This is a genomic window from Streptomyces bobili (assembly GCF_002154575.1).
In the GTDB taxonomy this organism is placed as follows: Bacteria; Actinomycetota; Actinomycetes; order Streptomycetales; family Streptomycetaceae; genus Streptomyces; species Streptomyces bobili.
On sequence record NZ_MUBA01000306.1, the window covers coordinates 1 to 13,133 of the forward strand.

Consider the following 13,133-nt stretch of genomic DNA (forward strand, 5'->3'; position numbering starts at 1 on the left):
GGGCAGGAGGGGGTCCGGTTCCATGGCGTGGGTGAAGGCCGCGGCGAGCTGGATGGCCATGGCCAACTGCTCGGGTCCCGTGGGGCGTTCCGGCAGCGCGAGCCGGTCGAGGCAGGCCTGGGCGAGGCCGGCGAGGCGGTCGTGGCGGGCGGCGATGTCGTCCAGGGGCCAGAGTGCGGCGGCCAGGGCGGGCGGGTCGTCGACGCCCCCGACGCGCAGGTCGGTGCTGGTGAGGAACGTGACCGCGTGGGCGACGTCGAGGTGGCGGGCCTGGGCCTCGACGAGTTCTTCGATGGGGTTCGCGCTGACGTAGAGGCCGCTCTGGACCGGGGCGGCGCCGAGGTGACGCAAGGTGTCGCGGAGGGTGTCGCGGGAGGTCCTGCTCGACTCGGGGATGGCGAAGGCGAAGAGGTGCCAGACGCCGTCCCAGGCGGCGAGCCCGTGGTCCTGGCGGTAGGCGTGGCGGACGTAGGCGACGTTGGGGGCGATCGAGCCGGTGGCGTCGGCTACCGCCCTCAACAGGGCCTTGCGTCCGCGGCCTTCGTGGGTGAAGCGGCCCTCGGCGACGAGCCGCTTGACGCAGAGGCGGACCTGTTGGTCGGTCATGCCCAGGAGACCGGCGACGGCGTACAGCTCACCGGAGTCGACGGTGCCGTCCTCGCGGACGAGGGCGTGGACGAGCAGTCGGGTGGGGACGGGCACAGGGGCCGTGCCGTCCGCTTCGGCCCGTGCGTTCGGCGGGGTGTTCGGGAGGGCGCTCATCGAACCTCCTGACGGTTCGTCGGGGCGGCCGGCGTGACGGGCCGGTGCATGGTGGTGACGGCGCCGAAGCCCATCAGGCCGCGCAGGTACGGGGTCTTCTCGGTGTGGACGGCGACGAAGCCGTGCCGTTCGTACAGGGCGCGGGCCCGCGGGTTGACGTCGATGACGTCGAGGCGGACCCGCCGGCAGGAGTGATCGGCGGCCACGGCGGTGATCTCGCGCAGCAGGAGGCCGCCGATGCCTTTGCCGCGGTGCTCCGGGGCGACGGCGATGCCGTCCATCACGAGTTCGCCGTCGGCGGCTCGCCGTTCCATCAGGGCGAGAACGGCCAGGCGGGGCAGTCCGCGCAGGGTCCCGTACGTGGACAGGACGTCGGCGGCGCCGCCGCCCGTCAGGCCGCGTTCGGCGAGTTGGTAGCCGGCCACCCCCGCCACCTCGCCGTCGACGAGGGCGACCACGCCCCGGTCGTGGTGGAGGTGGGCCGCGAGGAAGGCGCGGGCCTTGTCCGGCGGGTTGAGGGCGGCGCCGAGCTTGCGTCCGAAGGCCTCCCAGTACAGCGCGGCCACACGTGTCTCACTGCCCCTGGGCACGCCCCTGCGCACCCCCGGACCGTCCACGTCCTGCGGCTCGGGTCCCCTCTTCGGGGTGTCCGTCGGCTCCATCGGTGTTCCTTCCGTGCGGCGGGTCGGGACACCCGCCCTTGCGCTATCAACCTTACTACGTTCATTCTGGAAACGAACGTATTGAAGTTGATAGTTTTCTGGGGGAGAGATGAACCGAAGAACGACGTCACGTGTGCGGCGTCGCCGACGCGTCCTCGTGTGGTCGCTGGTCGCCGTCCTGCTGGCCGGCGCGGTGACCGGCGGTGTCGCGATCTGGCAGAACACCTACGCGCTACGGGAAGAGCGCGTCACCGTGCGCCACGACGGGCGGCTGCTGGACGGCGTCCTGGCGAGGCCGCAGCACGGCGACGGCCCGTTCGGCCTGGTGGTCCTCGTCCACGGAGACGGGCCCGTCGACGCCACCCACGACACCTTCTACCGGCCCCTGTGGGAGTCCTTCGCGAAGGCCGGCTACGCCTCGCTCTCCCTCAGCAAGCCCGGCGTCGGCGCCTCCGAGGGAGACTGGCAGGACCAGAGCATGGACGACCGCGCGCAGGAGACCCTCGCCGCGATCGCCTGGGCCCGTACACGTCCCGACATCGACGGCCGGCGCGTCGGCCTCTGGGGCGCCAGCCAGGCCGGGTGGGTGCTGCCCAAAGTCGCGGCCCGCGACCGCGCCGTCCGGTTCGTCATCGCGGTCTCACCGGCCGTCGACTGGCAACAGCAGGGGCGCTACAACCTCCTCGCCGAACTGCGCAGGGACGGCGCCACCCAGGACGAGACGCGAACGGCGCTGCGACGACGGGAGAGGACCCTGCGCCTGCTGCGGGAGGGCGCGACCTTCGAGCAGTACCGCGCCGCGGTCGCCGACACCGACGGCATGACCGCCGAACGCTGGCGGTTCATCGCCAAGAACTACCGCTCCAACGCGAGCGAGGACCTGCGCGCCATGCGTGGCACCCCCACGCTCCTGGTGCTGGCCGGTCACGACGTCAACGTCGACGTCGCCGACACCGAGGCCGCCTACCGCCGCATCCTGCCGCTCGCCTCCCTCACGGTGCGGCACTACCCCGACGCCACCCACTCCCTGGTCGACGACTCGGTCGAGAACTCGCAGCCGCGCCTCACCCTGACCGCCGTCTTCGCCCCCCGGCGCCTGTACGCCGCCGGATTCCTCGCCCACCAGCGCGACTTCGTCGCGCGGATCACCGACCGCAAGGGGACCGAGTGACCACCGCGACCACCGCGCCTGAGTCCAGGGCGGCCGGCGCACGCCTCGCCCACGTCGACGCCCTGCGCGGCTTCGCGCTGCTGGGCATCCTCATCGTCAACATCGGCTATCTGGCCTCCGCCTACCACGGCACGGGGCTGGAGGACCCCGGCTTCGCCTCGCCGCGGGACAACGCGGTCCGATGGTTCGTCGCGGTGTTCTTCGAGGCCAAGTTCTTCCTGCTGTTCTCGTTCCTGTTCGGCTACAGCTTCACCCTCCAACTCTCCTCCGCCGAGCGGCAGGGAGCACGTTTCGCCTCCCGCTTCCTTCGGCGCCTGGCCGGCCTGTTCACCCTGGGCGTCCTGCACGTGGTCCTGCTCTTTCCCGGCGACATCCTCACCACGTACGCGGTGCTCGGCCTGATCCTGCTGGCCGTCCGTCGGCTGCGGCCCCGTACCGCCGTGCGCGTCGCCGTCGCCCTCTTCGCCGTCACCGCCGCCGCGTACGCCGTGCTCGCGCTCCGCGTCCATGCGGCGGGTGGCTCCGGAGTGGACCCGGCCGCGGCGGCCGGTGCCGAGTAGGCCGCCGAGGCGCTGCGCGGCGGCCCGGCATCAGTGGTCGCCGCCCATCTGGAGCAGCTGCCCGACGTGCTGCTCCTGCTGGTCTTCTTCCAGGCCCCGGCCGCCCTGGCGGCCTTCCTCCTCGGCCTCGCCGCCGGAAGGCACCAGGCCCTCGCGGACATCGCACGCCATCGCGGGACACTGGGCAGGCTCCAGTGGACGGGCTTCACGCTGGGGCTGGTCGGCGGTGCCGTGTACGCACACGCCAGTCTGGAGCACCCGGGCGGCGCCTACCAGATCCTCGCCCTGGGCATCGACGTCGTCACCGCGCCACTGCTGGCCGCCGCCTACGCGGCGACGGTTCTCCGGCTCACCTGCGGCCGGCACGGGGACCGGCTCGTCGCGTCGCTCGCCCCGGCGGGCCGCATGACCCTGACCAACTACCTCACCCAGTCCCTGGTCTGCGCCCTGCTGTTCACCGGCTACGGCGCGGCCCTCGTCGGCGACGTGTCTCCTCCGGGCGTCCTGGCCATCGCCCTCCTGCTCTTCACCGCACAGGCCGTCGCGAGCCACTGGTGGCTGCGCCGGTACCGCTACGGCCCCCTGGAATGGCTCCTGCGCGCCTGGACGACCCTGACCCGGCCGCCCCTGCGCCGCGGCGAGGCCGGCCCGCGCTGACCGCTATCCGACCCGGTCCCCTTCGCGGTCGTCGTCGTGGTCCGACTTGGCCATGCGGGTGGTGAGATCGTCGTCCGTGATGTCGCGGACCACACGGCACGGTGTTCCGAGTGCGACGGTCATCGGGGGAATGCTGCGGCTGACGACGCTGCCGGCACCGATGACCGATCCGTAGCCGATCCGGACGCCGGGCAGGACCACCACATTGCTGCCGATCCACACCTTGTCCTCGATGACGATCGGTTCGGAGAAGCGCCCGAAGTCGACTCGGCGCGAGGGATGCACCGGGTGTCCCGTCGTGGTCAGCGTCACGCTGGGAGCGATCATGACGCCGTCGCCTATACGGATGTCGACGTCGTCGACGAACGTGAGGTTCACGTTCCCGAAGAAGTCGTCGCCGAGGTGGACGTTGCTGCCGAACCCGGCGTGGAACGGCGGCAGCAGCACCGTGCGTTCACCGACCGAGCCGAAGATGGCGAGCAGCAGTGACCGACGCCTCTCCGCCTCACCCGGAGGCGTGTGGTTGTACGCGAAAATCTGCTCCGTCCGGCGCCGGTAACTCTGGAAAGCCGCTTCCGACTCGGTGTAGACGAGCCCTTCGGCGATCCGGGCGAGCACTTCCTCGTTGTACGCGTCCGTCACAGCGGGACGCTCCCTTCATCCGGTTCCGCGGGCACTGGACCGACCCGCTCTCCCAGGCGAAGACTCCCCTGCCGGCAGTCCGTCAACCGTCCGGTCCGACACGGGGGAGCGTCGCGCGTCCCTGATCTCCTGACGCCGGACCGGTGTTGGGGCAGGCTGGCCGCATGGGCCGTGATGATCTGACGAACGCGACGTGGAATCGGCTGGAGGCGCTCTTACCGCGCGGCAGTGCGCGGGGGAGCCGGCGGGCCGATCACCGGCGGCTGAGGCACGGGGGGCGGTACGGGGCGCCGTACGGCACGAGGGCGGGCCGGTGACCGGCCGGCCGGCGTCCGCGGTGCTGCCCCCACCGCTGCGCCCGTGGCTCGGGACGGCCGCGGCCCTCGCCGCGCTGGTCGTCGTCGTGCTCGGCATCCTGTACGCCGGCCACAGCGAGCCGGGCGGGCTGGACACGTGGGTCGTCCGGCCGACGGCGGACAGCGTGCGGCCGCCCCTGCGGTACGCCGCTCTGGCCACGGACTTCCTCGGGGAGCCCGCCGGAGCGGTGATCCTGGTCGCGGCCACGGTGACGGCCTGCCTGCTGCTTCGGCGTCCCCGCGCGGCCGTGTTCGCCGTCGCCGCCGTCGGCATGGCGGTCGGGACGGCGACGCTCCTCAAGCACCTGGTCGGACGCACCATCCACGGCGACGCCAACCTGTCCTATCCGAGCGGGCACACCGCCTTCCTCACCGCGCTCGCCCTCGTGGTGGCGCTGCTCGCGACCGGTCGGCTCTCCCTGGGCAGGACGGCCGGCACCTCACTCGTGCTCGCCGCCGCGCTGGTCGCCGGCGCCCCCATGGGCTGGGCTCAGGTCGCCCTGGGCGCGCACTACCCGACCGACGTCCTCGGCGGCTGGTGCACCGCGCTGGCCGTGACCCCGGCGACCGCGTGGCTGACCGACCGGACCGCCGACCGGCTCGCGGACCGGCGGGCCGACCGGACGGCCGACGCCGGTCGGCACCGGACCCACTGACGACGTGTCACGTCACGCCCGGCGGCGGAACACGGGCTTCACCGGCCGCCCGGCCACCCAGGGAGTGGGGTCGGCCGCGTCCAGCGCCTTGCGGTACACGGCGCAGGCCTGGGCCACCACCTCCACGGTCCGGTCGATGTCGGCGTCGTCGAGCGCGTTGCTCACCACGAACGACGGGGCCAGCACCCCGCCCGCGAGGAGTTGGCGCAGGAACAGGGTGCGGTACTCCTGCGACGGCTGCCCGTTCTCGTCGAGGGTGCCGTAGACCAGGTTGCTGGCCCGGCCCCGGACGACGACGTGGTCGCCGACGCCCATGGCGGCCGCGGCGTCACGGACCCCGGCGGCCAGCCGCTCGCCGAGGGCGTGCAGCCGTGCGGTGACGCCCTCCTCGACGTAGGTGGTCTGCACGGCCATTGCGGCTGCCAGGGAGTGCGTTTCGGCACCGTGCGTCGTGGACAGCAGGAACACCCGGTCGCCGGAGTGACGCAGCCCGCCCAGCTCCATCAGGGCGCGGCGCCCGGCCAGCGCGGACACGGCGAAGCCGTTGCCCAGCGCCTTGCCGAACGTGGAGAGGTCGGGGACGACGCCGTACAGGCTCTGGGCGCCCGCCTCGGACCAGCGGAAGCCGGTGATCATCTCGTCGAAGACCAGCACGCAGCCGTGCCGGTCGGCCAGCTCGCGCAGGCCGGCGAGGTATCCGGGCGGCGGCTCGGTGTGGGTGGCGGGTTCCAGGATCAGGCAGGCGACCTCGTCCCGGTACCGGGTGAGCAACTCCTCCGTGGCGGCGAGGTCCCCGTAAGGGAACGCCACCGTCAGGTCCTCGGTGGCCGCCGGGACTCCGGCGGACATCGGCGTGGTGCCGATGAACCAGTCGTCGACGGAGAAGAACGGATGGTCGGCGCAGAGGGCCACCCGCGCGCGTCCGGTGGCCGCGCGGGCGAGGCGCACCGCGGCGGTCGTGGCGTCCGAGCCGTTCTTCGCGAACTTCACCATCTCGGCGGTCGGTACCGTCGCCAGGAAGCGTTCCGCCGCCTCGACCTCCACGACGGACGGCCGCACGAAGTTGCTGCCGCGGTCGAGCTGCCGTCGCACCGCCTCGGTCACGCGGGGGTGGGCGTGGCCGAGGCTGACCGACCGCAGCCCGGAGCCGTACTCGATGTAGCGGTTGCCGTCGATGTCCCACACATGGGCGCCGTGGCCGTGGCTGATGACCGGGGCCAGGTTCTCCGGGTACTGGTCGTCGCCCTTGGCGTACGTGTGCGCGCCGCCGGGGATCAGGGCGTGCAGCCGCTCGTTCGCCCTCCGCGACCGGGGCAGCCGGAACTCTTCGGTGTCTGTGTCTTCGGGGGCCACGCCGACCTCAACTCTCCTTCGACTTCAGGACCTCGGCGAGGCTGGGGGCCTCCCGGTCCCGCTGGGACATCGATGCGACCGGCAGCGGCCAGGGGATGGCCAGCTCCGGGTCGTCGAAGGCGATCGTCACGTCCTCGGCCGGATCGTGCGGCCGGTCGATGCGGTACGAGGTGTCGGCGGTCCCGGTCAGCGCCTGGAAGCCGTGCGCGCACCCCGCCGGGATGTACAGGGTCGCCTGCGTCTCGCCGGACAGCTCGAAGAAGGCCCGGCCGCGGTACGTCGGCGAGTCGGGCCGCAGGTCCACGACGACGTCGAAGATCCTCCCGTACGAGCACCGCACGAGCTTGGCCTCGCCGGCGCCCGAGCGCAGGTGCAGGCCGCGCAGTACGCCCCGGACCGAGCGGGACAGGCTGTCCTGGACGAAGGCGTCCGGGTCGAGGCCCACCGAGCGGACCACGTCGGCGTCGAAGGTGCGGCAGAAGAAGCCGCGTTCGTCGGCGTAGGGCGTCGGCTCGAACAGGTACGCGCCGGCGATCGCCGGGACGTCGGTCGCCTTCATGAGGCCTCCCGCAGGGTGTGGGCGTGGTCGGCCGCCGGGAAGAGGGCCGCGGTCAAGGCCGTGAACTGGTCCCCGAGTTGCCGGGTGGCGGCCAGGTTCCGCTCGGCCAGGGTCTGCCGCAGCTCCGCCGCCCTCCCCTCCAGCGACCGGAACTGTTCGAGCAGCCGGTCGGCGTCGACCTCGCGCGCCGGGTGGCAGTACGCGCCGAGCCCCATCGACTCCATGAGCGCGTCGCTCTTCGCCGCGTAGCTGAGCGCCAGCGTCGGCGTGCCGGCCTTCAGCGCGCAGACCAGGTTGTGGTAGCGGGTGGCTACCACGGCGTCGGCGGCAGCCGTCTCCTTCATCAGGTCGGCCAGCGAGGCCGCCTCGGCGGCCGTGACCAGCGGAGAGTCGACCGCGTCGAGGATCGCGGCGACCACCGCGGCGTCGCACGCGTCGCCGGTGAGCAGCCGGACCGGCCTGCCGTCCTCGACCAGCGCGCGGACGAACCGGGTCGTCCCGTCGAGGTAGCGCCGGTGGATCTCCTCGGCCCGCGCGCGGTCGTCGTTGCCGCCGTGGAAGTCCATGACCCCGACGCAGACCGGACCCGGCGGACCCGAGGGCGCGATCGCCGTGGGCGTCGGCGTCGGCAGGGCGAAGGCGAGGTCCGGGTAGACCTCGTCGCGCGAGGTGTCCACGCCCATCGCCCGCATCGCGTCGCGGGACAGCGCGTCACGGTACGACCGGTACGCGGCCAGCCGCGCCGCCCGGCGCACCAGGGCCCGGGTGGGCCGGTCGCTGATCGCGTCCGCGCCCACGCCGACCAGCGCGACCCGGGTGCGCAGCAGCCGGCCGGACGCGCAGAGCAGGAACAGCGAGTAGGGGAAGCCCCACGGCCGCAGCGGCAGCGTGGCCTCCAGGACACCCATGCCCGGCACGATCACCACGTCGTGCCGGCGCACCCAGGCGGCGGTGCGGACGGCGTCGACGAGTTTGCCCAGGCCCTTCCCGGCGATCGCGCCCGCACGTGACGCGGTCCGGTACTCGCCGCGGTACCAGTGCAGCCGCGTCGCGGGGATGCCGTAGCGGGCCGCGACGACCTCGGGTCCGCCGCACAGCGCGTCCACCACCGCCTCCGGGTGCTCGGCACGCAGGTAGCCGAGCACGGCCTCCAGCGAGCCGTCGTTGCCGAGGTTGCCGGAGCCGAGCAGGCCGAACACCCCCACGCGGGCAGCCGTCACGCCTGCCTGCCTTCACGGCCGGCGACGACCGCGTCGACGGAGACGCCGAGCCGGCCGGCGTCGACCGGGGCGCGGTCCTCGACCCGCTCGCCGGCGCCGGGCCGCACCCGGCTGGTCATCCACGCGGCCAGGTGCCGGTAGCACGCGCGCCGGTCGGCCGGGGTCAGCGGCGCCCGCCGGACGGCGGAGACGAAGCCCCAGACGTACTCGGCGAGCAGCCGGGGCGGCGGGTGCAGCGGGCCCGCCCGGCGCGGGTCCAGGTTGACGCAGCGGGAACGCTTGGAAGGGTTCGCCCGCTCGGCGCGGGTGGGGTGGTCGCGGCGGAAGTACAGCAGTTCCGGCACCTGGTGGAAGGGCCCGTGCAGGGTGATCTCGGCGACGAACGTGCGGTCCGCGTGGTGGTAGCTGTCGTGCGGCTTCACCCGGCGCAGCACGTCGGCCCGCATCACCCCGTAGAAGTCGTCGCCACCGGGCTCGAACAGCAGACTGCGGAAGCGCTCCGGGGCGTGGGGCGAGTCGGTGGACAGCCCGTACTCGTACGGCACCTTCACCCGCCCCTCGCCGTCGATGACCGCCTGTCCGCTGTGCGCGAGGATCACGTCCGGCCGCTCGTCCAGCGCCTCGACACAGCGCAGCAGCAGGTCGCGGGCGTACAGGTCGTCGTGCGAGGCCCACTTGAACAGCTCGCCGCGGCACTCGGTGAACACGTAGTTGTGGTTCGGGGCGGCGCCGATGTTGCGGGCCAGCCGCACGTACCGGATGCGTGAGTCCTTCGCGGCGTACCTGCGGCAGATGTCCTGGGTGCCGTCCGTCGAGGCGTTGTCGGAGATGACCAGCTCGAAGTCCTCGTAGGTCTGGCCGAGCAGGGCGTCGAGCGCCTCGGCGAGGTACTCCTCGCCGTTGTACACGGGCAGGCCGATGCTCAGCCTGGGTTGCGCGGTCATGAGGTCCTCACTTCGGGAATCGGGTTGTGACGGCGCTCGCGCAGGGCGGAGCGCAGGTGAAGCCACCACACGGCCGAGCTGCACACGGTCGCGGCGGCGACGCCCCAGGCCGAGCCGGCCGTGCCGGCCACGGCCGCCCCGCCGAGACCGCCGCCGACATAGCAGGCGGAGGCGAACAGCTGGCTGCGCAGGCTGCGCCGGGCCGCGCCGAGCGCGCGCAGTCCGGCCGCCGCGCCGGTGCCGAGACCGGCGCCCGCGACGCCGAGCGCGGCCGGCACGATGAGCGCCGAGGCGGAGTCCCAGACGTCACCGAGCACCAGCTCGCCGAGCCTGCCCGGCACCAGCAGCAGCGCCGCGCCCCAGAGCAGCGCGGCGACGGCCTGCCCGGCGCCGAGCACGAGACAGAACCTGGCCAGCCGGTGCGGGGCCCGCCGCAGCACCCGGGCCGCCTCCGCGACGGTGACGAGGGAGAGTCCCATCAGCACGGCGAGGAACGGGCCGAGCAGCAGCTCTGCGCCCCGGATCGCCCCCACCGCGCCGACCCCGACGATCGCGCCGAGCCCGTACGCCCGCAGCTGGCTCGCGCCGCTGACGCCGACGTTCTCGACGAGGTACCGGTAGCTGAGATCGCGCTGCTCGCGCAGCCAGCCGCGCGCCCCGGTCATCCGGGGCCGGATGCCGGACTGGAGGCAGCCGTACCCGGCGGCCACGGTCGCGGACGCGCCCCAGGCGAGCACGAAGGCGGCCACGCTGCCCTGACGGGCCGCCACCACCAGGGCCGGGACGAGGGCGACGCCCCACACGAGGTCGTTGACGAATGCCTTCCGCCCGGTGCCGGCGGCGAAGAACGAGTACCGCCAGGCGTCCTGGAGCAGCAGTCCCGGCAGCATCACGCCGAGGCAGGCGAACGCGGGCCCCACGCGACCGCCGACAGCGAGTCCGGCCACCAGACACGCCACGCCGATGGCGACACCGACGCCGAGCGCGGTACCCGACGACCGGGCCACCGCCCCCCGCCAGGACGCGTCCGGCACCCCGCTGAAGCGCACCACGAGCGGGTCGGTGGCCAGACCGCGCGACACGCTGAGCACCACGCCGTAGGTCACCCAGGCCAGGCTGAACACGCCGAACGCGGTCACGCCCAGCGAGCGCGCCACATAGATGCCCACCGCGAAGTTGGTCATGCTGGAGGCCGCCTGGTCGGCGAGGCCCCAGGACAGCCGGCCGACGAGGGCCCGCCGGGCCGAGCCGGCCCGCCTCGTCGCTTTCTCCCCCTCGGTGGTCATCGGCGTCATGCCTTGATCAGCCCGGCGCCGTGCAGCGCGTCGGCCGCGGCGGCGACGGCACCGAACGGCAGCCGGGACCGCTCGGCGACGTCCAGCAGACTGTGCTCGCCGTCGGACAGGTTGAGCACCCAGAGCATGGCCATCTGGGCCTGCTTGGTGTCGCTGCGGCCACCGAGCGCGTCGTACAACCCGCGTCGGCCCAGATGTGGTTCGCCGTAGGGGCTGAGGTTGACGTACTGCCGGTTGCGGTCCAGGACGGCGAACGCCTCACGGCAGACGGCGAGCGTGTCCGTCATCGCCTCCGGGGAGACGAGGTCCAGGTTGTCCGCCGAGGTGTGGTACTCGGGGTAGCCGGCGTACGGGGTGCGGGTGAGCGAGCCCACGCCGAGATCGAAGCCGGGCGAGCAGTACTGCCGCTCGTCGTAGCCGTACGGAGTGAACTCGGTGATGTGGTGCGGGCGTTCGGAGGCTGCCAGTACGTGCCGCATCACCCGGTCGATCTCGGCGTCGCCGCGCCTGCTCTGCTTGTACGTCAGTTGCCCCCGGTCGCCGGCGCAGGCCAGCACCAGACCGTGCTTGACCCGCTCCACCCGCTCGGCGTTGCGGGCCAGCCAGGTGATCGCGCCGATGGTGCCGGGCGCGAAGATGAACCGGTAGGTGTAGTACGGCGTCCGCTCCGCCAGCGCCCGCGCCAGGAACGTCGCCACCGCGATGCCGGCCAGGTTGTCGTTGGCCAGCGAGGGGTGGCAGACGTGGCAGGAGACGATCACCTCGTCGGGGACCTGCCCGGGGACCACGTGCTCGGCGTAGGTGAGGTGGCCGTCGGCGAGCGTGGAGTCGATGCGGACCTCGTACTCGCCGTCGGGCATGGCGTCCAGCGTCTCCTGGGCCAGGCAGAACCCCCATGCGGGCTTGTAGTAACTGGTGCGGTACGGCACCCAGCCCGGCTGGTCCGGCAGGGTGTGCAGGTGTTCGCGCAGCTCCGCCAGTGGCATGGTCGCCGACACCGGCACGCTGTAGCCGAGGACGTGCAGGCTGGACGCGGCGAAGTCGACGACCCGGTGGCCGGCGGCGTCGGCGATGTACGCGTCCCGGATGTTCCACTCCTGCGGCACCGTCCAGTCGAGCACCTGCGTTCCCGTCGGCACCTCGTGCACCCGCAGCGGGAGGTACTCGCCGACGATGTCCAGGGTGGCGCGCACCCCGTCGCCGGTGATGCTCCGGCACAGCGGGTACAGCCGCTCCACCAGCGCGTGCATCTCCTCGCCGGGCGCTGTCATCGGCGCCACCGCAGGGTGTCGTCGACGGCGCCGGCGTCGGACGCGGCGCGCAGCACGGCGAGGCGGGTGAAGCGCCGCTCGAAGTCCTCCTGCGTCAGACCGTGTTCGCGGTAGGCGTCGGCGAGTTCGAGCGCGCCCCGCTTCACCGTCCACTCGCAGTCGAAGCCGGGTATCGCGGCGCGGAACCGGGCGAAGTCCACCCGGTACGACCGCGGATCGGCCCCGTTCTCCCCGGTGATCACCACCTTCGCGCCGGACACCGCCTCGGCGACCTGCTCGGCGATCTCGGCGACCGTGACGTTGTTGACCTCGCTGCCGATGTTGAACGCCCGGTCGTGGACCGCTTCGCGCGGCGCGGTCAGCGCGGCCGTGAAGGCCCGTGCGATGTCGGCGGCATGCACCAGCGGGCGCCAGGGGGTGCCGTCGGAGAGAACCAGAACCTCGCCGGACAGGAGTGCGTGGCCCACCAGGTTGTTCAGCACGATGTCGGCGCGCAGCCGGGGCGAGTAGCCGAAGGCGGTGGCGTTGCGCATGTACACCGGCGTGAAGTCGCCGTCGGCGAGGGCGTGCAGGTCGTCCTCGACCCGCACCTTGGACTCCGCGTACGGGGTCACCGGGCGCAGCGGGGCGTCCTCGGTCACCAGACCGTCACCGCCGGCCGCGCCGTACACCGAGCAGGTCGACGCGTACAGGAAGCGCCGCGCTCCCGCGTCACGGGCCAGCCGGGCGAGGCGTACGGAGGCGTGGTGGTTGATGTCGTAGGTGAGGTCCGGCGCCAAAGACCCCAGCGGGTCGTTGGAGAGCGCGGCCAGGTGGATCACGGCGTCCACCCCGGCCACGTGTTCGGCCGTGACGTCGCGCAGGTCCACCCGGTGCCCCCGCGGGTCGTCGGGCGCCGGGCCCAGGACGCAGTCGGCGAACAGGCCGGAGTCGAGGCCGACGACCTCGTGTCCGGCGGCCGTGAGGACCGGGGCCATCACGGTGCCCAGGTAGCCCTGATGTCCGGTCAGCAGTACGCGCACAGT

14 protein-coding genes are annotated in these 13,133 nt (G+C 73.1%); 4 read left to right on the plus strand and 10 right to left on the minus strand.

Annotation, left to right across the window (positions count from 1 at the left end):
- Positions 1-762 (minus strand): transcriptional regulator (locus tag BZL64_RS24000; protein ID WP_244205462.1); only part of this gene is annotated, 762 nt, incomplete at its 3' end.
- Positions 759-1,424, minus strand: a complete 666-nt coding sequence (locus BZL64_RS24005) for a GNAT family N-acetyltransferase (protein ID WP_086771269.1) — start codon at positions 1,422-1,424, stop codon at positions 759-761. The genes BZL64_RS24005 and BZL64_RS24000, both read right to left, overlap by 4 nt.
- 133 nt (positions 1,425-1,557) lie before the next feature.
- Between BZL64_RS24005 and BZL64_RS24010 the strand changes: the two genes are divergently transcribed.
- From BZL64_RS24010 to BZL64_RS41290, 3 genes are read left to right on the plus strand one after another with little or no spacing between them, the layout of a single operon-like run.
- On the plus strand, positions 1,558-2,595 hold the full coding sequence (locus BZL64_RS24010; RefSeq protein ID WP_244205463.1) for an alpha/beta hydrolase family protein: 1,038 nt from the start codon (positions 1,558-1,560) through the stop codon (positions 2,593-2,595).
- Positions 2,592-3,155 carry a DUF418 domain-containing protein gene (locus BZL64_RS41285; RefSeq protein WP_244205464.1) on the plus strand — a complete coding sequence of 188 codons (564 nt, stop codon included), beginning with the start codon at positions 2,592-2,594 and terminating at the stop codon, positions 3,153-3,155. The genes BZL64_RS24010 and BZL64_RS41285 overlap by 4 nt, the downstream gene beginning before the upstream one ends.
- Positions 3,156-3,188: 33 nt before the next feature.
- Positions 3,189-3,812 carry a DUF418 domain-containing protein gene (locus tag BZL64_RS41290; protein ID WP_244205465.1) on the plus strand — a complete coding sequence of 208 codons (624 nt, stop codon included), beginning with the start codon at positions 3,189-3,191 and terminating at the stop codon, positions 3,810-3,812.
- A 3-nt stretch (positions 3,813-3,815) separates the two neighbouring features.
- On the opposite strand, the gene BZL64_RS24020 is transcribed toward BZL64_RS41290, so the two are convergent.
- Positions 3,816-4,454 carry a sugar O-acetyltransferase gene (locus tag BZL64_RS24020; protein WP_086771271.1) on the minus strand — a complete coding sequence of 213 codons (639 nt, stop codon included), beginning with the start codon at positions 4,452-4,454 and terminating at the stop codon, positions 3,816-3,818.
- A 313-nt stretch (positions 4,455-4,767) separates the two neighbouring features.
- On the opposite strand from BZL64_RS24020, the gene BZL64_RS24025 reads away from it, so the two are divergent.
- A complete protein-coding gene (locus BZL64_RS24025; protein WP_086771272.1) occupies positions 4,768-5,466 on the plus strand; it encodes a phosphatase PAP2 family protein in 699 nt (232 codons plus the stop codon).
- Positions 5,467-5,478: 12 nt separating this feature from the next.
- Here the strand turns inward: BZL64_RS24025 and BZL64_RS24030 are convergent, their stop codons facing one another.
- Genes BZL64_RS24030 through BZL64_RS24060 form a run of 7 tightly spaced genes read right to left on the minus strand, consistent with a single transcriptional unit; the run spans position 5,479 to position 13,130 of the window.
- Positions 5,479-6,819 carry a glutamate-1-semialdehyde 2,1-aminomutase gene (locus BZL64_RS24030; protein WP_086771273.1) on the minus strand — a complete coding sequence of 447 codons (1,341 nt, stop codon included), beginning with the start codon at positions 6,817-6,819 and terminating at the stop codon, positions 5,479-5,481.
- A gap of 7 nt (positions 6,820-6,826) precedes the next feature.
- Positions 6,827-7,378: a dTDP-4-dehydrorhamnose 3,5-epimerase family protein gene (locus tag BZL64_RS24035; RefSeq protein WP_086771274.1), complete on the minus strand. Its 552-nt coding sequence runs from the start codon at positions 7,376-7,378 to the stop codon at positions 6,827-6,829.
- Complete coding sequence (locus tag BZL64_RS24040) at positions 7,375-8,598, minus strand: polysaccharide pyruvyl transferase family protein (RefSeq protein ID WP_086771275.1); 1,224 nt, start codon at positions 8,596-8,598, stop codon at positions 7,375-7,377. The genes BZL64_RS24035 and BZL64_RS24040 overlap by 4 nt, the downstream gene beginning before the upstream one ends.
- Complete coding sequence (locus BZL64_RS24045; RefSeq protein ID WP_086771276.1) at positions 8,595-9,542, minus strand: glycosyltransferase family 2 protein; 948 nt, start codon at positions 9,540-9,542, stop codon at positions 8,595-8,597. The genes BZL64_RS24040 and BZL64_RS24045 overlap by 4 nt, the downstream gene beginning before the upstream one ends.
- Complete coding sequence (locus BZL64_RS24050; protein ID WP_425276064.1) at positions 9,539-10,837, minus strand: MATE family efflux transporter; 1,299 nt, start codon at positions 10,835-10,837, stop codon at positions 9,539-9,541. The genes BZL64_RS24045 and BZL64_RS24050 overlap by 4 nt, the downstream gene beginning before the upstream one ends.
- The gene (locus BZL64_RS24055) at positions 10,834-12,117 is read right to left on the minus strand and encodes a DUF4910 domain-containing protein (protein WP_086771278.1); all 1,284 of its coding nucleotides are present in this window, start codon (positions 12,115-12,117) and stop codon (positions 10,834-10,836) included. Before BZL64_RS24055 ends, BZL64_RS24050 begins: the two co-directional genes overlap by 4 nt.
- Positions 12,105-13,130 (minus strand): NAD-dependent epimerase/dehydratase family protein, encoded by a 1,026-nt coding sequence (locus tag BZL64_RS24060; RefSeq protein WP_086771279.1) that lies wholly within the window; start codon positions 13,128-13,130, stop codon positions 12,105-12,107. The genes BZL64_RS24055 and BZL64_RS24060 overlap by 13 nt, the downstream gene beginning before the upstream one ends.
- Between the last annotated feature and the right edge of the window lie 3 nt (positions 13,131-13,133).